The organism is Bacillus luti (genome assembly GCF_009739945.1).
Lineage (GTDB): Bacteria > Bacillota > Bacilli > Bacillales > Bacillaceae_G > Bacillus_A > Bacillus_A luti.
Genome location: NZ_CP040336.1, coordinates 4,931,618 through 4,952,206 on the forward strand (window position 1 = coordinate 4,931,618; position 20,589 = coordinate 4,952,206).

General features: G+C 36.0%; 21 protein-coding genes and 2 riboswitches. Of the genes, 8 read left to right on the plus strand and 13 right to left on the minus strand.

The window, feature by feature from the left end:
* Positions 1-6: 6 nt before the first annotated feature.
* Genes EUC40_RS24835 through EUC40_RS24855 form a run of 5 tightly spaced genes read right to left on the minus strand, consistent with a single transcriptional unit; the run spans position 7 to position 5,287 of the window.
* Positions 7-1,596, minus strand: coding sequence for a peptide ABC transporter substrate-binding protein (locus tag EUC40_RS24835; protein WP_071712805.1), 1,590 nt, complete (start codon positions 1,594-1,596; stop codon positions 7-9).
* 13 nt (positions 1,597-1,609) lie between these two features.
* Entirely contained in the window at positions 1,610-2,383 is a 774-nt protein-coding gene (locus tag EUC40_RS24840; RefSeq protein WP_071712806.1) for an ABC transporter ATP-binding protein, read from the minus strand.
* Entirely contained in the window at positions 2,380-3,390 is a 1,011-nt protein-coding gene (locus EUC40_RS24845) for an ABC transporter ATP-binding protein (RefSeq protein WP_156576839.1), read from the minus strand. Before EUC40_RS24845 ends, EUC40_RS24840 begins: the two co-directional genes overlap by 4 nt.
* Complete coding sequence (locus EUC40_RS24850; RefSeq protein WP_071712808.1) at positions 3,347-4,351, minus strand: ABC transporter permease; 1,005 nt, start codon at positions 4,349-4,351, stop codon at positions 3,347-3,349. Before EUC40_RS24850 ends, EUC40_RS24845 begins: the two co-directional genes overlap by 44 nt.
* 18 nt (positions 4,352-4,369) lie before the next feature.
* A complete protein-coding gene (locus EUC40_RS24855) occupies positions 4,370-5,287 on the minus strand; it encodes an ABC transporter permease (RefSeq protein WP_156576840.1) in 918 nt (305 codons plus the stop codon).
* Between the two features lie 136 nt (positions 5,288-5,423).
* Positions 5,424-5,529, minus strand: a riboswitch (SAM riboswitch).
* A gap of 173 nt (positions 5,530-5,702) precedes the next feature.
* Between EUC40_RS24855 and EUC40_RS24860 the strand changes: the two genes are divergently transcribed.
* On the plus strand, positions 5,703-5,918 hold the full coding sequence (locus tag EUC40_RS24860; protein ID WP_071712810.1) for a DUF3951 domain-containing protein: 216 nt from the start codon (positions 5,703-5,705) through the stop codon (positions 5,916-5,918).
* Between the two features lie 16 nt (positions 5,919-5,934).
* Here the strand turns inward: EUC40_RS24860 and EUC40_RS24865 are convergent, their stop codons facing one another.
* From EUC40_RS24865 to EUC40_RS24890, 6 genes are all read right to left on the minus strand, one after another.
* The gene (locus EUC40_RS24865) at positions 5,935-6,438 is read right to left on the minus strand and encodes a hypothetical protein (RefSeq protein ID WP_156576841.1); all 504 of its coding nucleotides are present in this window, start codon (positions 6,436-6,438) and stop codon (positions 5,935-5,937) included.
* Positions 6,439-6,698: 260 nt separating this feature from the next.
* The gene (locus EUC40_RS24870) at positions 6,699-7,949 is read right to left on the minus strand and encodes a multidrug effflux MFS transporter (protein ID WP_084064994.1); all 1,251 of its coding nucleotides are present in this window, start codon (positions 7,947-7,949) and stop codon (positions 6,699-6,701) included.
* A 129-nt stretch (positions 7,950-8,078) separates the two neighbouring features.
* Positions 8,079-9,800: a DUF3981 domain-containing protein gene (locus tag EUC40_RS24875; RefSeq protein WP_000670919.1), complete on the minus strand. Its 1,722-nt coding sequence runs from the start codon at positions 9,798-9,800 to the stop codon at positions 8,079-8,081.
* A 78-nt stretch (positions 9,801-9,878) separates the two neighbouring features.
* Positions 9,879-10,412, minus strand: a complete 534-nt coding sequence (locus tag EUC40_RS24880; RefSeq protein WP_156576842.1) for an MFS transporter — start codon at positions 10,410-10,412, stop codon at positions 9,879-9,881.
* The gene (locus EUC40_RS24885) at positions 10,409-11,845 is read right to left on the minus strand and encodes an FAD-binding oxidoreductase (protein ID WP_156576843.1); all 1,437 of its coding nucleotides are present in this window, start codon (positions 11,843-11,845) and stop codon (positions 10,409-10,411) included. Before EUC40_RS24885 ends, EUC40_RS24880 begins: the two co-directional genes overlap by 4 nt.
* Positions 11,846-11,911: 66 nt before the next feature.
* A complete protein-coding gene (locus EUC40_RS24890; RefSeq protein ID WP_033665394.1) occupies positions 11,912-12,676 on the minus strand; it encodes a hypothetical protein in 765 nt (254 codons plus the stop codon).
* Positions 12,677-12,831: 155 nt separating this feature from the next.
* Here EUC40_RS24890 and EUC40_RS24895 point away from each other — a divergent pair, with 155 nt between their 5' ends.
* From EUC40_RS24895 to EUC40_RS24910, 4 genes are all read left to right on the plus strand, one after another.
* Complete coding sequence (locus tag EUC40_RS24895) at positions 12,832-13,740, plus strand: NAD(P)-dependent alcohol dehydrogenase (protein WP_156576844.1); 909 nt, start codon at positions 12,832-12,834, stop codon at positions 13,738-13,740.
* Positions 13,741-13,820: 80 nt separating this feature from the next.
* Positions 13,821-13,935, plus strand: a riboswitch (SAM riboswitch).
* An 84-nt stretch (positions 13,936-14,019) separates the two neighbouring features.
* A complete protein-coding gene (locus EUC40_RS24900) occupies positions 14,020-14,832 on the plus strand; it encodes a MetQ/NlpA family ABC transporter substrate-binding protein (protein WP_071712815.1) in 813 nt (270 codons plus the stop codon).
* Positions 14,833-14,844: 12 nt separating this feature from the next.
* Positions 14,845-15,885 carry a methionine ABC transporter ATP-binding protein gene (locus tag EUC40_RS24905; protein ID WP_156576845.1) on the plus strand — a complete coding sequence of 347 codons (1,041 nt, stop codon included), beginning with the start codon at positions 14,845-14,847 and terminating at the stop codon, positions 15,883-15,885.
* Positions 15,860-16,528 (plus strand): methionine ABC transporter permease, encoded by a 669-nt coding sequence (locus EUC40_RS24910; RefSeq protein ID WP_156576846.1) that lies wholly within the window; start codon positions 15,860-15,862, stop codon positions 16,526-16,528. The genes EUC40_RS24905 and EUC40_RS24910 overlap by 26 nt, the downstream gene beginning before the upstream one ends.
* A 37-nt stretch (positions 16,529-16,565) precedes the next feature.
* Here EUC40_RS24910 and EUC40_RS24915 read toward each other — a convergent pair whose 3' ends face one another.
* Positions 16,566-17,342 (minus strand): SDR family oxidoreductase, encoded by a 777-nt coding sequence (locus EUC40_RS24915; protein WP_156576847.1) that lies wholly within the window; start codon positions 17,340-17,342, stop codon positions 16,566-16,568.
* A 390-nt stretch (positions 17,343-17,732) separates the two neighbouring features.
* On the opposite strand from EUC40_RS24915, the gene EUC40_RS24920 reads away from it, so the two are divergent.
* The 3 genes from EUC40_RS24920 to EUC40_RS24930 all read left to right on the plus strand — a co-directional run bounded on the left by EUC40_RS24920 (position 17,733) and on the right by EUC40_RS24930 (position 19,886).
* Complete coding sequence (locus EUC40_RS24920; protein WP_071712818.1) at positions 17,733-18,224, plus strand: RNA polymerase sigma factor; 492 nt, start codon at positions 17,733-17,735, stop codon at positions 18,222-18,224.
* Entirely contained in the window at positions 18,224-19,141 is a 918-nt protein-coding gene (locus EUC40_RS24925) for a sigma factor regulator N-terminal domain-containing protein (protein ID WP_156576848.1), read from the plus strand. The genes EUC40_RS24920 and EUC40_RS24925 overlap by 1 nt, the downstream gene beginning before the upstream one ends.
* Before the next feature lie 238 nt (positions 19,142-19,379).
* A complete protein-coding gene (locus tag EUC40_RS24930) occupies positions 19,380-19,886 on the plus strand; it encodes a DoxX family membrane protein (protein WP_071712820.1) in 507 nt (168 codons plus the stop codon).
* A 72-nt stretch (positions 19,887-19,958) separates the two neighbouring features.
* Here the strand turns inward: EUC40_RS24930 and EUC40_RS24935 are convergent, their stop codons facing one another.
* The gene (locus EUC40_RS24935) at positions 19,959-20,525 is read right to left on the minus strand and encodes a DUF4256 domain-containing protein (RefSeq protein ID WP_071712821.1); all 567 of its coding nucleotides are present in this window, start codon (positions 20,523-20,525) and stop codon (positions 19,959-19,961) included.
* Positions 20,526-20,589 lie beyond the last annotated feature (64 nt).

A 20,589-nucleotide genomic window follows, 5' to 3' on the forward strand; every position in this document is an offset into this window, starting at 1 on the left:
TTTATTTTATTTCTTAGCATATCGTAAGCTTGGTTGAGATCCTACGTAGTATTCTAATCCAGATACAGATGACTTTTGTAAATAAGAGTCTGTTGGGAATACAAGTGGGATTAAAGGATATTCTGTAAACATAATATCTTCTGCTTGATGTAATAAATCAAAGCGTTTATTTTCATCTTGTTCTAATTTTGCTTGATTAATTAAATTATCGAAGTCTTTGTTAAACCATTTCGCATAGTTATTTGGTCCATCACCTGCATAAATTTCTAATTGAGCAGCTGGATCTAATGTAGATCCTCCCCATCCCATGTATGCAATTTGGAAGTCACTTTGTTTGTACATATCAATATAACTTTTCCACTCTTTACCTTCTATTTTCACATCTACACCAAGATTTTTCTTGAACATTTCTTGAAGTGTTTCAGCTATTTTCTTCTTATCTGAATATTTTACTGTTACTTCTGGAAGAGTAGCCCATCCTTCTTCCTTCATACCTTCTTCTAATAGATTCTTAGCTACTGCAGGATCATATTTAAAATAATCACCTTTCTCTTTACGGAAGTCGCGGCCACCTTCTGTTTTTGCTCCTTCTGGAACAAAGCCATATGCTTCTTTTGCATTATTCTTTAATATTTTCTCTACGATAAATTTACGATCTACAGCTAATGCAAAAGCTTTACGAATTTTAGCATTTGTAAATGGTGGTTTCTCTGAATTAAATGAGTAAATATGAGTTGAGTAGTCTTGCATTTTTTTAAACTCTTTATTGTTTTGTTCCTTCTCAACTAAATCAGTTGGTATGTGAGATAATAAATCTAGTTCTCCAGATTTGTATAATTGATACGCTGTTTTACCTTCTGGAATAATACGGAATTCAATTTCTTTTGATGCTACTTTTTTATCATGGAACTCTTTGTTTTTTTCTAGAATAATCGCTTGATTATGCTTCCATTCTTTCAATGTGAAAGGACCATTTGTAATTAATTCTTTTGGATCTACTTTTAATTTACCTTTTTCATCAATAGATTTTTTATTCAGCGGAATATATAACGACTGGGATAATGTTCTTTTAATAGATGTCACTGGGTGTTCAAATTGTAACTTTAGAGTTACATCATCTACTGCTTGAATTCCTACTGCATCTTCTTCACCTTTCCCTGTATTAAATGCTTCTCCACCTTTAATGAAATATAGTTCTGTTGCATTCATAGAGCCTGTTTTAGGGTTTAATATTCTCTTCCAAGCAAATTCAAAATCTTTTGCTGTTAATGGGGAACCATCAGACCATTTTAATCCTTTTTTCAAATAGAACGTATACTCTTTTCCATCTGCCCCAGCTTCCTCTTTCTCTACTAAATCCTTTTCAAATTTCCCATCACTTGTCTGTCTATACAAAGTTGCAAATAAGTGCTCAATTACATAATTAGAGTTATTATCTGTTGAAATTGCTGAATCTAGCGTATAAGGATCACTACCAAGATTCGTTACGAAACGCTCTCCTTTACTAGCACTTGCTTTTGAAGTGTCTTTCTTACCGCAAGCGACAGAAGTAATTGCTAATACGGTCATAATGACAAATAATAAAAACTTCTTCATCCTACATTCCCCTTTACCCTGAAATTTTTGGTGTTGATGCTAATAATGTTTTTGTATAAGAATGTTGTGGATTACGGAATACTTCGTCCGTATTTCCAAATTCAACAAGTTCTCCTTTATATAGGACAGCCACTTTTTCACATAAATAGTGAACCATCGGTAAATCATGTGCGATAAATAAATATGTATAGCCTTGCTCCTTTTGAATTTTTTGCAGCAAATGCACAATTTGAATTTGCAGTGAAACATCTAATGCTGAAATTGGTTCATCAAGGATCAATACTTCCGGCTCACATAATAACGCTCTTGCAATAGCAATACGTTGGCGTTGTCCTCCACTAAATTCATGTGGATAGCGATCAATATATCGTCTATCTAATCCAACACGCTCTAGCGCATCACCTGCTACTTTATCCTTCAATCCTTTATCACCGAGTCCAAATGAAATATAGCCTTCTGTTACGCTATCGCGTACTTTCCAGCGTGGATTTAATGCAGCTGTCGAATCTTGAAAAATAAACTGTACTTTCTGCAAGAAATCACGCTTATGAGCTGCCTTCAGCTTGTGAACAACTTGACCGTTATAATCAATTTCACCAGACGTTGGACTCTCGATCCCAGCTATGAGCTTTCCAAGTGTTGTTTTTCCTGAACCACTTTCACCAATAATGCCAAGTGTTGTTCCTTTAGGAATAGAAAGTGATATATCTTTTAACGCTGTAATTTCTTTATTTTTACTTCCATACGTTTTCCTTACTTGCTCTACAGTAATTAAGTCTGTCGTCATGAGGCATTCACCTTCTCTTTTGATTTCGCTTTATCATGCTCCAGAATATGCTGCCAGCAATGTGAGCTATGCTCCCCAGAATATGTTGTTCTCTCCGGGAAACGATGCATACATTCTTTTATTGCTACCGGGCAACGATTTACAAAAGGACAACCAAAGCTATTTAATGTTTCAATGGAAGGTGTCGTTCCTTCGATTGCACGTAATACTTTTTCGGAATCGTCCATATTCGGAATTGCTTGTAATAAGCTTTTCGTGTATGGATGTTTAGGGGAACCTATCACTTCCTGTATCGTTCCTTTTTCAACAACACGTCCCCCGTACATCACAACTACTCGATCCGCTACTTCACGTACAAGCGCCAAATCGTGAGTAATTAATAAAATACTCGTATTTTGCTTTTCCTTTCTTTCCTTTAATAACTCCATAATTTGTTTTTGAATCGTTACATCTAATGCTGTCGTAGGTTCATCCGCAATAACGAGCTTTGGGTGGCAAGCAAATGCAATTGCTAAACAAATACGTTGCCTCATACCTCCGCTTAATTGATGTGGGTACTGTTCAAAGCGTTTCTCCGGTTCATGTATCCCTAAATCTGTTAACAAGTTAATCGCTATTTTCTTTGCTTCTCTTTTCGATTTTTTCTCATGTTGCAAAATTACTTCTGTAATTTGCCGTCCCACCTTCATCGTCGGATTTAAAGATGAAAGTGGGTCTTGAAAGATAAAAGAAATATCTTTCCCACGAATTTGATTCCATTCTGACTCTTGTAGATTAGTTAATTCCTCTGATTCAAAAGATATATTTCCATCATCAATGTGAATAGATTCTTGATTTAATCCGATAATGGATTGTGCTGTAACACTTTTCCCTGAACCACTTTCTCCTACAAGTGCAACTATTTCACCTTCGCTAATAGAAAAGGAAACATGCTTAACAATTGCTTGCTTACTATTCTCTTTTTCAACGGCTAACGTTACGTTTTCTAAAGATAAGAGCTGTCCCATGTTTTTTCTCCTTTCGATTCCGTTTTACGATTTTTGGATCAATTGCATCTTGTAAACCATCACCAATTGCATTAAATGCGAACATGATGAGAGCAATCATTAGCGATGGGAAAAATAGTTGCCACCACTCCCCGCTCAATAATGTCCCAAGCGCATCATTTGTCATCGTCCCCCAGCTCGCTGCCGGTGATTGCACCCCAAGTCCGATAAAACTTAAAAATGATTCCGAGAAAATTGCTGCTGGGATTGTGAATGATAAATTCACGATAATAATGCCAGTTAGGTTCGGAATGATATGTCCGTATATAATTTTCATATGTGATGTGCCTAATCGCTCCGCTGCAATAACAAATTCTCTTTGCTTTAAAGATAAGACTTGCGCCCTAACAAGACGTGCCATACCAATCCATCCTGTTAATGCAAGAGCAATAATGATTGTAAAAAGTCCTGGTTTCATAATGATTAATAGTAAAATAACAATTAATAAATATGGGATACCGTATAATACTTCAATCCCTCTTACAATCCACTCATCAATTAACGTGCCAAGGCGATTACGCCCTCTCACATATCCACTAAATCCTCCGATCAGTACACCAAGTCCTATATCAAGAACAGCTGCTACTAATCCAACTACTAGTGAAATTTTCCCACCAGCCCAAGTACGCGCCCAAATATCTCTACCTAAATCATCTGTTCCAAACCAATGCTCACTACTAGGTGGTAAGTTTGTCGCCTCTTTTATTTGTTCACTTGCAGTGAAAGGAGTTAAACTTTCACCAATAAGAGAGAAAATAATAATGAGCAATAATGTTACCGTCCCTAGAACCGCGATTGGATTTGATACAAATTTACGAAACACTTCTTTTTTCTGGCTAATCTTTTGCTGCTCTTTATGTATCGTTAGTTCTTTTTTCTCTTCATTCGTTAATAACTGTTTATTGATTTCATAAGCTCCCATTTAGATATGCCCCCCTCCTTACGTAATAGAACGAATACGCGGATCAACAATACGATGAATAATATCTGTAATGAAAATACAAGAAATTAATAATGCACTATAGAAAATTGTCGTTCCCATAATCACCGGATAATCCCTGTTAAAAATACTGTCTACAAAATATTTTCCGAGACCAGGAATTGCAAAGATCTTTTCAATAATGAAAGTCCCTGTTAAAAGTCCAGCCATTAACGGTCCAACAAATGTAAGTACTGGAACAATTGCATTTCGAAGGGCATGCCTCATAATAATCTTCTTAATCGGTATACCTTTTGCTCTTGCTAGCTTAATATAATCACTCTGTAGTACTTCGATCATATTAGAACGAACAAACCTTGTAATAACCGCGATTGGCCCTAACGCTAATGCAAAGGATGGCAACACCGTATGTTCGAATGTGCCCCAAGACGCTACTGGTAAGAGCTCGAATTGAATAGCGAATATTTGTATAAATAGTGGTGCTAAAATAAAACTCGGAATAGAAATACCAAGGATGGCAAGTAAACTCACACCATAATCAATTACCCTCCCATGATAGAGAGCAGCAAATGTACCTGCAGCAATTCCGACTAGCAACGAAATAACAAGTGCTTGTAGACCAATAATTGCTGATGGACCAAAGCCAGTTGTTATAATTTCTGATACACCTTGCCCGGTTGATTGAACAGATTCACCAAAATCAAAATGAACTACGCCGTCTAAATACGCAACATATTGATTCCATAACGGTTCATCCAGGTGATACTTCGCTCTCATATTTTGCACAACTTCTGCTGGAAAGATCTTTGCATCTGATGAAAATGGATCCCCCGGAATAATGTGCATAATCAAAAATGTTACTGTTGTAATAATCCATAGTGTAAATACCATAACTGATAGTTTTTTAACAACATACACTCCAATAACCCCCTAAACTCATAAATTTACTTTGTTTTATTCATGTACTTTTTCCATTACTCCCTTTTCTCTTTTTAGAATACAAAAAGCCTTGATCTTAAAAAATAAGATCAAGGCTTAATAAACAAAGGCCCATCACTTATCTTTCAAGACTTGCTTGCTGGAATTAGCACGGTGTTCCTGTTACAGAACCCGCTGCTGAGGTGTCATAGGGCCAGTCCCTCTACCTCTCTGGATAAGTAAATTGCTATATTATTATTTGGTTCAAATTGTATATTTCGAATTATAATTCTGAAAAAATGAAAAGTCAATCAAATTGGATATATTTAGAAAAATCAGTTTTTGATAGAGCCCTTTATCTAAATCGCAGTTTTTCACTTATAATAAAAAGAAATTATATTAAAGGAGTTATACGATGGATCCGATACTTCTGGCAACTATAGGATTACCGTTAACAATCGTCATCCTTGTTATCATTGGATTTTATAAACTTTTCATTAAGAAGAAAAGTATCACCTCTTTTTACACACCCTTCGATAACATTACTGGACAAACTATTTCAGAATTTCATGAAGAACAGAAAGTATTAGTATCTGAGGATGAAGACGGAGATGGCAAGAAGAAAAAATAACCTTGCACACGCAAGGTTATTTTTTCGCTTCTGTTTGAAAACGTTTATAGTATGTCGATGCTGTTGCAAAGTTAATTTCTATATCACGAATCAATGATGAATCTTCTTCTTTAGCTAACTTTTGTAATTTTTTCATCGCTTGTTCCGATTCCTTTAAGAAGCCAACATATAACTCATGTTCTTCCTCTTTCGATTTTGGAACATGAATTTCTTTACGTATATTCTCAATATCTTCTAACATGCTCGTTGTTACCTTTTGCACGTCTTCTTTATATGTAGCATTCGTTATTTCCTTACCGCCCTTTTCTTTTGCCACTTCAAATAACTGCAGTGCTTTATTAATTTCTTTATTCATTTTCAAATCGTATTTTTCATGTACTGCACGGTATTCTTTCATCTCTTCGGTTTGTTCAGTAGACTGCTCCACCTTTTCTTTTGGTTCTTTCGTATCTTTATTTCCATTACATCCTGCTAGAAGGATCATACTTCCCATTACAGCAATACCCAAAACCTTCTTCATCTCTAATTCTCCTTTTATCTACAGCTATTACTCATTATAGTTTCTTTTATCTCCACTTGTTATTATACCGAGAACATCCTACTTTTTACACTTAAGACGATATCGTAATATATATACCAACATTTTTGTCACAGTATCGTCACTTTATGCAAATAACTTTTGCATCACTTTACTCTATCAACTTACACATAGATAAGAGTTATTTCAAAAAAATTAAAAAAGAGCTGATTCAAATATTCCCTTTGAATCAGCTCTTTTTATTAAGCTTCTACATTTTGTTTTTGTTGCAGTTCAAACTGCTTTTCACTTCTTCTTGCCATAAATAAATAACATAGCACAGCACCAATTTCACAAAGAGCTATCACAACTCCCATCGGCAATGCTGTATCACTTCCACCAATACCTACTAGCGGCGCTACAAGTGCTCCTGAAATGAACTGTAATAAACCTAATAAAGCCGATGCTGTTCCTGCTGCTTGTTTTTGATTTCTCATCGCTAAAGAGAAACCAGTTGTTGATACAACCCCAACACTTGATACAACGAGGAATAACGAGCATAACACACCAATTAATCCTATTCCTAATAAGATTGTCAGTAGTAAAGATAAACCACCAACAGCTGCAATAATAATACCGGCAACAAATAATGTCTTCTCATTCACTTTCCCCGCTAAACGACCCGTTACCTGACTAGCAATAATAATACCGATGCCGTTGATTGCAAAGAATAAACTAAATTGCTGTGGTGATGCTCCGTATATGTTCTGTAACACAAATGGTGAGCCCGAAATGTACGCAAACATTGCCGCCGTTACTAATCCCTGTGACAATGCATATCCCATAAACAAGCGATCTTTCAGAAGCTTTCCGTATGTTGCCAATGTCCCTGACAAACCACCTGTCTCTCTTTCTTCAGGAGGTAACGTTTCACGCAATACGAACGTCGCTGATATTAACATGAATACACTAATTGCTCCAAGAACGATAAAGACACCGCGCCATGTTGTGAACTGTAACAATTGTCCTCCAATAATCGGCGCCAAAATAGGTGCTGCTCCATTTACTAACATGAGCAGCGAGAAGAACTTCGTCATTTCAGAACCTGAGTACATATCACGTACCATTGCACGTGATATAACGATACCGGCAGACCCTGAAGCACCTTGTAAGAAACGTAAAAGCACTAAACTCCAAATAGATGGCGCTACAGCACAAAGTAAAGAAGAAGCTACATAAATAATAAGAGCAATAATAAGAGGTTTGCGCCTTCCGTAAATATCACTAATTGAACCGATGAATAATTGTCCTACTGAAAGCCCAAGCAAACAAGCCGTCAATGTAAGCTGCGCTAGGGATGCACCTGTTTGCAAGTCATCCGTTAATTTCGGTAACGAAGGCAAATACATATCAATAGATAATGGCCCAATCGCCGTAAGTGTCCCTAGTACAAGAATCATCCATAACCTGTTTGTCTTTACAGGCTTATATATTTCCTGATTAACTCCATTCACTTTTTCCGTTCACCCTTTCCTATACATACTGAATCGTAACAATTATAGTTACAACATAAACATACGTCAAGTATAGCGCATTTTCCTGTTTAATTCTGTAAAAAAAAAAGCGATAGAATCTCTATCGCTTTACTTGTTCAAATTACTATTTGTAAATTTAGATACGGAAGACATCGCCTCTCCTGTATCTAAATATGTGATTTGAATTGGATCTCCCACTTCTGTAAACATAGCATACGGGAATTTTTTCGCAGGTATCATAAATACTTTTTGTTCATTTTCTAACAGTACGTATACGATCGTATTTTCACCTGATTTTTCTTTATATACTCGTTGTACAATACCTTCTTTTTGCGCTTCTTTTCCATTTGAAGTCGGTCTAAATGAATCTCCACTTCCGCTCAGCGCATTTTTATAATTCTCCAGCGCCTCTTTTTGCGTCGAACCAGTTGCAAATATTTTTGCATTAGAAGCATAGATAACTGTATGAGCACGTACTAATCCGCCGTCATCAATAACAGGTACAATCCAAGAAGGTTTACCGTAAACGTTATAAATAACCGGCATCGTTCCATGCCATTTCTCTCTCTTAAAGGAATTATCCACTACTTCCGAAGCAGCTGAACCATCCATAATTCCCTTTACTTCTTTTCCGTTATAGTAATACAACTTACCTGTACGCGCATCAATAAGCGAGTAACCTAATGCAGAATCTACCCCTTCTTTCGGAGAGGTGAAATCAGTAAAGTAATATAATGTTCCATCCTTACCGAAGATTGGTGTAACTCCTTCTTTCGTTCCCCACTCAGTCGGGATCTTCATATCAGTTTGCGAGAATTTCGTGTTCCAAAATCCGTGAATATATTTACCGAAATACGTATTTAATGTAGATGCGGTCTCGTGATTTAATACGCCATCAACAAATTTAGGCGCCTTTCCTTTGTCGTATCTTTTTACTTCGCCTGTCTGTGCGTCTACTACTACAACGCCCTCTACTTCAAATCCAGATCTTCCTGAAATAAATTCACCATACGTCATTGTATAATACGGTTTCCCTTTATCATCAACTTCAAATTTAGGTTTCCCTTTAAAGATTAAATTCGGTTCCGCTTGCCTTACAACACGCTCTAAATTATTACCGAAGAACATGCTTGGCACATATTTCATTTTATAACCAAGGTGCAGTTTCGCTTCAGCATCAGGATTCGTACCTGACATCGTTACGTACCCTGGGATTGTTTCAGCTTTACGCGCTTTAAAAAATCCTGAAACTTCAATCGGCGCTACATATAAAGCCTCACCATTTACCATTTGTGGCGTTAATTCTCCTAGCTCAAAATAAGCTACTTTCGGAATATCCCCAAATACTTTTTTCATCTTATTCTCCGCTGTCTTTGGCGGTACTGTAAACGGCTGATCATTTTCAGTAAATGGCTCCGAAATCTCTTTCTCTATCTTAACAACCGAATCATATTTCGTTTGCGTGATTACTATATCATGCAAATAACCAAAATAGCCGTAACTTGCTAGTAAAATAAACATTAGAAGTCCTTTTAACGTGCCTTCTAATTTCCCTATCTTATCTTGTGAAAATAAAACAAGCCCAATTAAAATTGCTACTGCAACAGAATAATGAGTAAGAATCGAATCTACTCGATCATCAATTAACCAAAGATATTCATAGATTGCTATACCTATCCAAAATAAAATAGGGATAACTAAAATGGATGATTTCTTACCCTTTACAACCTTCTCATCCCCTTTCTTATCCACCGCTCGAAGTTTATTACTACCGCTTCGTGTCCATGGAATCAAAAACAAAGTGAGAATAGCTAAAACTAAAAATTTCATCAAAGGCAATGTCCCCTTTTCTTTTATTTTCCCTTTCAGTATAACAAATAAAGGTTAATCAGGTAAAAATGGGAATGATTATATTTTTTTACTACTTAATACAACGCCACTCACTACATATAAGATAGATGCAATGTAAAAAATCGTACCAATCGTAAAGAAATCTACTAAATATCCCGTTGCAATAATCGCTAATGCCCCACCAATCGATGTCCACACATGGTATTTTCCAATCTCATAACCAGCCTTTTCCTGTGCAACCTTTCGTGCTAGTGACGTTTTTTCTGTATTACGCTGCACAGCACCTAAAACCCCCATCACAATTTGAAGAATATATACATGCCAAACTTCACTCGCAATAGGAAAACAAAGCATTACTATTGCCATGGACCAAGCGTATGTGATTAATAACTTTCTATCTCCTACTCTATCAGACACCTTTCCTACTAGTGGATATACAAGTGCTGCAGTTAAAGCAAATAAGCCATAAGCCCATCCAAACTGCGAGAAACTATTTCCAACATTTCGAAGCAGTAGAATGTAAAAAGGAAATACCATACTTCCTGCCATCATAATGATGCTTTGTGAGGCTACAAATCTTCTATATGTCATTTCGTATACTCCCTATAAAATAAATTCACAAATCTCTCTTCTGGATCTATGTCCTTTTTCTTCTGAAGAAATTCTTCTATACGAGGATATGCCTTCTTTAACTGATCTTTCGTTGGATAAGAATAATACGGTAAATAGTAACTACCGTGATATTTTAAAGTAACATCGATCATCTTCCGAATGATACCTTCTGTTTGCTTTATCTCATTTTCAGAGCGCCCTTGATTAATTAAAAGAACTAACGCAAACATATCATCTTTCGCATAGGATAAAACTGCATTTTCATTCTTTTCCACGTAACGAATCGTAATATTGAGCAAATTCAGTTCTTCTTCACTTAATATGGTACGTAAATCATCTATATATTCTGTGAAGGAATCTATAGGAACAAAGTATTCTTGTAACACTTCTGTGCGATTCGGATTTTCATATTCCATAAAGGCACTATCTGATCTCATAACATTATTTCGTGTCTCAAACTGTCCGTCTGTACGTTCAAAATAACTTCTTTGTATATCCCAAAATGTATTCTTTCCCCACTCACTATAACGTGATAACCCAAGCAAAAATTTCGGTGCAGCTATAATATTTTCTTCTTTTAACTCACTGTATTCTTCCAGCCTCTGCTGACTTTCTGCCAATACATAATCTGTCACATACATTTCTTTTAAAAATGAATTTGGAGCAACAGAAATACGAGCTAAGTGCATACGAACATTTTCATCTTTTTTCACTTTCTCTTTGAAATAAGACGTGTATTCTTTATAATCTAGCATTTTCGTATGCATTTCATATAATTCATCATCTGTTAACTTCAAGGTCACATCTAAAATGACACCAAATAACCCGTAACCGCCAATGACATAAGGAAATAATTCCGCATTCTCTTCTCTACTTACATTGCGTACAGTACCATCTGCCATTAATAGTCGAAATGATTCAACTGTATCAATCAATGCTTCATGACGAATATCACGACCATGTACATTAACACTTAATGAACCTCCAACCGTAAAAATATTTTGCGACTGCATCACCTGAACCGCAAGACCATATGGATTTATTTTCTTTTGAATATCATTCCATGTAACACCGCTTTGTACCCTAATCCTCTTTTTCTCTGGATCAAACTCTAATATTTCATTATATCCTTTCATATCAAGCATCGTACCGTTCGGATAATACGTCTGTCCGCCTTGGCTATGTTGCATACCTGCAATAGAGATCTTCTCTCCTGAAACTTTTGCATCTCGCACTAAATTTATTAACGACTGCTCCTCTGTAGCACTTTCAACACGTTTTATTTTTGTCGGAAGTAATTTACCTACATCACTCATAGTAGGATGATTGAGCTGTTTTTTATACGTATGTATAGATGCTGTTAACAACACCGTATACGCTATAACGACAACTACTATCTTTCTTTTTTTCAAATGGCACTCTCCTTATTGGCAACAAAAAGAGATACCCTTTCTTTCAGGTACCTCTCTTACAAGTCTTTACTTTGCTGCTGGCAGCTGTATTGGATCAAATTTCTCATACGATGTGAATTTTGCATCCGTAATAATGTGTGCTTTATCCTCACCATTACTACTCATAACCATATCTATCTTTGCTGATTCATATTTAAAGTCTTTTGTAATAATATATTCTGCATCCACTTCTGCTATCTTTGCGTTTTGTGCTTGTAACATTTTCTTCTGCGTTTCATCCATGCTAGTTAACATACTTTCTGTTTCTTGTCCTTTTAATGTGAATTTCAGTTTATATTTATCTCCGCTTTTCTCCATCTTCATTTTATCTAAAACTACTGCTGGCACTTCTAAATTATCTACAATATCTTGCGTTGCTTTCATTCCGCCCGCATTTAATTGCTCCTCCGGTACAGATATAACTTCTCCTGTATTAGGATTTTTCACCTGACCAGCAACTTTGCCATCCACCGTATAAACTACAATATCTGTACCAGACACATTCATTTCAGAACGAGAATTCTTTTTCTTCGGCTCTAATTGCATTTTCGCCTTCATTACATTCATCTCTGTTCCTTCAGCTTTTATCCCCACATCATATGTCATCGTTACATTTTCTTCATTTTTAAAAGCATCATTCGCTTTCTTGAAAACATCCTTTGCTGCTACTTCCTTTTCTTTCTGAACTGATTCTTTCTTCGGTTCATCAGTTTTTGTCGTTTTCTCATTACTACACCCTACTCCTAGACCAACTGTAAGTGCTAAGCTTGAAATTAAAATAAGTTTCTTCATAACGTCCCCTCCTTCCAAAAATAATATCATCCCTTTTCCTACGAAATCCATATAATTCGTAATATTTCTCCTTAAATTTATTGGCTATATAACAACATGTTTGAGGAAAATTTCAAATATGATGTAAAGAAAACAACTAATTTCAGGAGGTCATTATGAAAGCGATTATTTGCACAAAGTATGGACCACCTAATGTTCTAAAGCTCCAAAATGTAGAAAAACCTACACCTAAAAAGAACGAAGTATTAGTTAAAATTCATGCAACAAGTGTAACGACTGGAGATTGTAGAATACGCGGTTTTAATAGCCCACCCTTATTTTGGATTCCTATGCGGATTATATTAGGTTTAAAAAAACCGAGAAAACCTATACTCGGCGTAGAATTATCCGGTGAAATCGAAGAAGTTGGAACGGATGTAACTCTATTTAAAAAAGGAGACCAAGTTTTTGCATTAACAGAGCTTAATGTCGGTGGTTATGCAGAATATACATGTGTACATGAAAGTGGATTAATAGCATTAAAACCTAATAATGTGACGTATGAGGAAGCAGCAGTTATTCCCTTTGGCGGAACTTCGGCACTACACTTCCTAAGAAAGGCCCGGATAAAAAGGGGGCAACAAGTGCTAATATACGGCGCATCTGGATCAGTAGGAACAGCTGCCGTACAACTTGCTAAATATTTCGGCGCAACCGTTACAGCTGTTTGTAGTCATTCAAATTTTGAACTAGTGCAATCTTTAGGAGCGGATAAAGTAATCGATTATACGAAAGAGGATTTTACTAAGCAGGGGATAAACTATGATATTATATTTGATGCAGTTGGAAAACATAATAAATCCCTTGGAAAAAAGGTATTAACGCCTAATGGTATATATGTATCTGTTAATGGCATGATGGCAAAAGTAAGTAAAGAAGATATGTTTCTACTAAAAAGACTAACTGAAACAGAAAATTTAAAGCCCGTTATTGATAGAACTTACCCGTTAGAAGGAATTTCAGAAGCCCATATGTACGTAGAGACAGGGCGCAAAAAAGGGAACGTTTCGATTACCATAAAATAAAATATTTTCTGAAAATAACATTGACAATTCTTTTTGTAAGATTTACTATTAGTACCATATTAAAAAACTACATACACATACTCTTATCAAGAGTGGCGGAGGGACTGGCCCGATGATGCCCGGCAACCGAGCTTATAACGTATAAGCTAAGGTGCTAATTCCTGCAAAACGAGTTTTCGTTTTGGAAGATAAGAGAGGAACCTATTTCGTCTATTCGGCACCTCTCTTATTTTGAGAGGTGCTTTTTATTTTGGAACGTATATTAAGGGGGAATTATAGATGAAAAAAGTATTACTAAGCATTGTAAGTGGAGCTGTACTATTATTAGGTGCCTGTAGCGCAGGTTCAGATAAAGAAGTCAAAGCATTAGATGAGAAAAAGATTACTGTCGGTGTAACAGGTGGACCGCACGAACAAATTTTTGAAAAGGTAAAAGAAGTTGCAGCAAAAGATGGTCTCGAAATTGAGGTAAAAGTATTTAATGATTATGTAGCACCAAACGTATCTTTAGATGAAAAAAGCCTTGATGTAAATAGCTATCAAACGAAATCTTATTTGGATGTATTTAAAGCCGAACGCAATATGAAATTAACTGAAGTATTTTCAACAGTAACATTCCCTATGGGTGTATATTCTAAAAGCTTAAAAGATATAAAAGAATTAAAAGAGGGCGATGCGATTGCTGTACCAAACGATCCGACGAATGAACTTCGAGCTTTGAAACTATTCGAAAAAGCAGGGGTTTTAAAGGTTGATCCAAAGGCTACAGAAAAGGCAACTGCGAAAGATGTAATTGAAAATCCAAAAAAATTAAAGATTGTTGAATTAGAGGCATCTCAATTACCAACACAACTAAGTGAAGTGAAAGCAGCTGCAATCAATACAAACTTTGCATTAGGTGCAAAGTTAAGTCCAGCGAAAGATTCTATTTTCCGTGAGGGAAAAGATTCACCATATGTGAACTGGGTCGTTGTTCGTACTGAAAATAAAGATGATGCTGTTGTAAATAAATTAAAGAAAGCTTATCAATCTAAAGAAGTAAAAGAATTTATCGAGAAAAAATTTGATGGTTCTGTTTTACCGTCTTGGTAGGAGCTGACTATAATGATCGAATTAAAAAATATTTCCAAAGTATTTTCAACAAAAAAGGGGAATGTCGAAGCTCTTAAGTCAACTTCTATTAAAGTGGCAAAGGGCGAAGTATTTGGAATCATCGGATATAGCGGTGCTGGTAAAAGTACATTAATCCGCTGTGTAAATTTATTAGAAAAACCAACAACAGGAAATATCATTATAAACAATCAAGACTTAACAACTTTATCGGCAAAAGAACTAGCAAAAGCAAGACAAAAAATCGGGATGATTTTTCAAGGATTCAATTTACTTAAAACTGTTACCGTCTATGAAAATATCGCATTACCGTTACGCCTTGCTGGCATTCCAAAAACAGAGATTGAAAAAAGAGTAGAAAAGTATTTACGCATTGTCGATCTTTTTAATCGAAAAGATGCATATCCAAGTGAACTTTCTGGCGGTCAAAAACAGCGTGTTGCAATTGCTCGTGCACTATCACATGAACCTGAAGTGTTATTAAGTGACGAGGCAACGAGTGCATTAGATCCAGAAACAACCGATTCCATCCTTGATTTGCTATTAAAGATTAACGAAGAAATCGGAATTACGATTTTACTCATTACACATGAAATGAATGTCATCCAGCGTATATGTGACCGTGTCGCTGTTATGGAACATGGAACTGTAGTCGAAAGCGGGACTGTAAAAGATATTTTCACAAGCCCACAACATGTAACGACGAAGAAATTTGTAAATAGCGCATTTGCAGCAAAAATTCCAGAAGAAGTACAAAAAGAACTACAGACTACTGGTGAAATTGTAACACTTTCTTTTATAGGACATTCTTCAGGTGAGCCAGCATTAGCTGTCGCTACGAAACGTTTCCAAGTATATCCGAATATTTTGTCCGGTAATATTACACAGTTAAAACATGAGGCATATGGGAAACTTGTTGTTCATATGCAGGGTGAAAAAAACGAGGTAAAACGTGCTTTATCATTTTTACAAGAGCAAGGAATCATCGTAGAAGGAGGTAGAACAGACTATGGGAAACAAGTCCTTTTTGGATGAATGGGGTAAAGTCATATGGGAAGCAACAATCCAAACATTTCAAATGACATCTATTTCATTACTCATCTCGATCCTTATTGCACTGCCACTTGGTGTCACACTTGTTTTAACGAGACCTGGTGGACAGCATGAAAATAAAATCATCTATCCTATTCTTAATACCGTTATTAATGTCATTCGCTCTCTTCCATTTATCATTCTATTATTCTTTATTTTACCTTTCACAAAGTTTCTAATGGGAACATCCATTGGCGTGCAAGGTGTTATCGTACCACTTGTCGTCTTCACAGCTCCTTATATCGCACGTTTAATGGAGACAGCTTTACTAGAAGTAGATCGCGGTGTTATTGAAGCTTATCAAGCGATGGGCATTTCTACTATAAAAATCATTTGGCACGTTATGGTGAAAGAAGCACGTCCCTCCCTTGTACTCGGGTTAACAATTGCAACGATTGGCTTAATCGGCGCAACAGCAATGGCTGGTCTTGTAGGTGCTGGCGGGCTAGGTGACTTAGCATATCGCTTCGGGCATTTACGCTACGAACCTGAAGTAATGTATGCAACAGTCTTTATTCTAATTATCCTCGTTCAAGGATTACAGTCTTTAGGGAATGGCGTTGCACGAAGACTGAAAAAAGATTAAAAAAGAAGGTATCTCACCCTGGTGAGATACCTTCTTTTTATCTTTTAAATCCACCTTCTGAATGAATCACTTGTCCAGTAATCCACTCTGCTTCTTCGCTTACTAAAAACTTAATAAGTCTTGCTGCATCCTTTGGCTCACCAATTCTGCCGAAAGGAAACATCGGTCTTAATCCTTGTTTTATCTCTTCAGTCATCCACCCTGTACTAGTTGGACCTGGATTAATTGCATTCACTGTTATTCCTAAATGAGCTACCTCAGCTGACAACGAACTAGTAAGAGCGTCAATAGCTCCCTTCGTTGTTGCATACGCCAATTCTCCAACCATAGGCCCTTGAAATTGTCCCGAAGTCATATTTACAATTCTACCACCAGATTTTTTATCAAATCCTCGGGCAAATTGACTACTGAGCAATGTAGTCGCACGAATATTTACCATATAATGCTTATCTAGTTCTTCGGCAGTCAAATTAGAGAAATCATTATTCGTAGAATACGCTGCATTATTAATTAATATATGAGGGTATCCTAGTTGTTCAGTAACTTTATTTATAAGCTGCTGTGGTGCATCGTTCCGAGTTAAGTCTAACTCCATGCTCGATACTTTAACACCGTTTTGCAATAGCTCTTCTTTTAATCGTATTTGTTCATTTCGCTCAACGCCCCAAGGCATCTCTTTATCGTATTCTGTCCAATACGTAAAAAATATATTGTATCCACCCTCAGCTAACTCTTTACAAATAGCTGCCCCAATACCATCGAGACGACTTACACCTGTAACAACTGCTACTTTATGTTTTAATTGGTTCATCATATACTCCTCCAAGTTTAAAGGACGCATATTTTCTATAAGAGATATAAAATTTTCCCACAGAGGCATCTATCCTTACAAAGGGATGTACAAGCTAAATATGCAGTCCTTGCATGATTTACAGATAACTAAATAAACCCTCACTTATGAGAGAAAAATTCATCTATCTACTTTCGAATCATTACAAGTTCATCCACATATTAAGTCCTTGTCTCCTCTCCATATATCTCCAATTTTATTTTAACATTAAAGATTTAATATTTCAAAAAACGAAATAATTACGCCTATTCATGAAGTATCATGTACTATAAACCGTAGTTAATAACGAATTTGAATTTAAGTGTATACATTTACTATTACCTATTCGTTGTATAAGTGTAGGGAGGAAAAATGATGGGAAAAGAAAATATATTGACCTCCTATCTTATCAATTTAGGAGAGGAAGTGTTCAAACTATTATTAGCGAAAGGGGCTATAAAAGAAGATGCAGAAGACATCATCCAAAATACTTTCTATAAAGTATATACGTTGCTAGATGACCTAACCGAGAGTAGCATACGACCATGGTTTTTTAGGGTCGCATTAAATGAATACATTGACTTGAAGAGAAAAAAAGAGCAACAAAATATCTATTTAACTGAAGAAATTTATTCAAAACTACAATATACAGACCGAGAATTGGATGCTGTTTTAAATAAAGATGAGATTTTCTATTTATTAAAAGATATAAAACTAGAATATAAAGAAGCCTTCTTTTTAAAATATTATTATGATTTTTCATATGAAGAAATCGCCCTAATACTAGATATTCAAGTGAACAGTGTTAAACAAAAATTACATCGTGCACGTAAAACAATTCATTCTACAGTAGGAGGAAAACCTTAATGGATACTTCTTTAAAAGATGCATTAAAAAAAGCTAAAAGAAAACAGTTACTAAAAATCATCATTACTTCTATTATCGTTGTAATCATGCTGATCCCTATAATGTACAAGGTTGGCAATTACTTCGCAGCGAAAAGCTCTACGAAGCTTCACGAAAATCTCTTTTTACATAACGCAATTGCAGAACCGAATGTGCAAATTGATTCTCAAGTAACGAGTAATTCATCTATGTTTGGCGGCAATATTATATCAAACCGTTCCAAAAATGTTAACGGTTATGTAGTCCCATGGAACACATTAACAAGCTCTTATGGTTGGTTCCTGACTCATATTGACTTCAATGAGTTAACTCCTGGTTTCTATTGGTCCAGGTCCAATGCAGAATTTTATGAGTACGATAAACAAACAAAGAATAAATTTGCGACATTTTATAACCCGAATATTAAAGATTATCATGATGGTGTCCAAAATGAATTAGGTGAAGTTTCACAAATGAACAACTATGTTGCCGAAGTTGCCATCTCTTTCAATCAACCCTATACATTAAAAGAAGTTCAAACAAAAATACCAGATAACTTAAATATCGTATGGCTATATATGACCTCACCCATTGGAGATGAAAGTAAAGGACCTGCCGGTATGCCAGTTTACGGATTCAATCCAGACACATCCCCTAAAGAAGCGTACAAAGAGTTCGTTGATTCACTCAACCAATACGATGACGGTGGGCATGACGAAGATATCCAGAAATTCTTAAAAGCAAACAAAAACAAACCATTCGATCAAGTAAAAATTTTAGGTGTTATGCTAACAGGAAAAACGGAAAACTTTAAAGCATTAGAAAATCAAGATTTTATTCGCGGTGCTTCTGTAGGGGTGACTGCGCAAGTTGTTCCTTATATAAAACCAGAGAAATAATACGTAATGCCCAGATACACAAAAAAACTACATGAATCTGTTTACTCTGGGGGCTCTCTACTCAAATAGATAGCTCCCATACCACATTTATTCTTCACCTTCCAAAAATAAATTTCAAAATGCTTTATGTACAATTTTACAAATAAAAAATCATAAACTTGTTCACATTATATCCATTGTGAATTTTTTCACATTGGATATATAATAAACTTGTAAATACAATATTGGAGGGATTTCAATGGTTATCAATTTTTTAAGAACTGATAAACGTGCTACTTTCATATTATTACTTTTACGGCTTTACATAGGATATACATGGCTCGCTGCTGGGATAGGCAAAGTCTTCGGACAATCTTTTGACGCAAGTGGTTTTCTAAAGGGCGCTATCGCTCAAGCATCAGGTGATCACCCTGCAGTACAAAGTTGGTGGGCAGATTTTCTTCAACATTTTGTCCTTCCAAACGCAGACCTATTTAGCTTTTTAGTTCAATGGGGAGAAATTTTAGTAGGTCTAGGTTTAATTTTAGGCGGATTAACAAAAACAGCTGCATTTTTCGGAATCATAATGAATCTTTCATTTTTATTAAGCGGAACTGTTAGTGTAAACCCAAACCTGCTTATTTTGACTATGTTCATTTTAGTTGCAGGGCAGAACGCTGGACGTATTGGATTAGATGGCTATGTTTTCCCTAAAATTTTCCGTAAAAACAACCACGGAACATATAAATTAAGTAAAACTGCGTAGTAACAGTTTACTCTTAAAATATAAATAAGAAAAAGAGCCTGAGTATAGGCTCTTTTTCTTATTCATCCTAATTTAAACTTTTAACGAGCCACGGAATCCTCTGGCAGCATAATAGGAGTCTGCTCCATTGTGGTACACGAAAACGTGCCCGAAGCGGTAATCGCAAAATAGAGCACCACCGAGTTCTCTAATATCTGAAGGTGTTTGTACCCAACTCGATGATTTCATATCAAAATCTCCGAGTTGTTGTAACTCCCGATATTGTTCTTCAGTTAATAGTTCAATACCCATAGCGGCTGCCACATCAATAGCGTTATTTTCTGGTTTATGCTTCTTTCTTGATTCTAACGCTTCAAGATCATAACAAAGGCTTCTGCGGCCTTTAGGACTCTCCTTTGAGCAATCGCAGAAAATATACTCGTCCTTCTCTTCATCGTAACCAACAACATCCGGTTCACCGCCCGTTACTTCCATTTCGTTAAGTGACCATAACTTTTCAGGGCTAGCATTCAGCTTTACCTCAACTTTAGCCCATTCAAGACCTTCATGGCGATTCATGCTTTTCTCAAAACGAGCTTGTAATACTTTTATTAGTTCTTCACGTTGTTCTACTGGTAGCACATTTTTATTCTCTGTCATATTAGTCCTCCGAATTACATTTCCTTATAATCATAATAGTTTGCATGCAATTTACAACAAATTA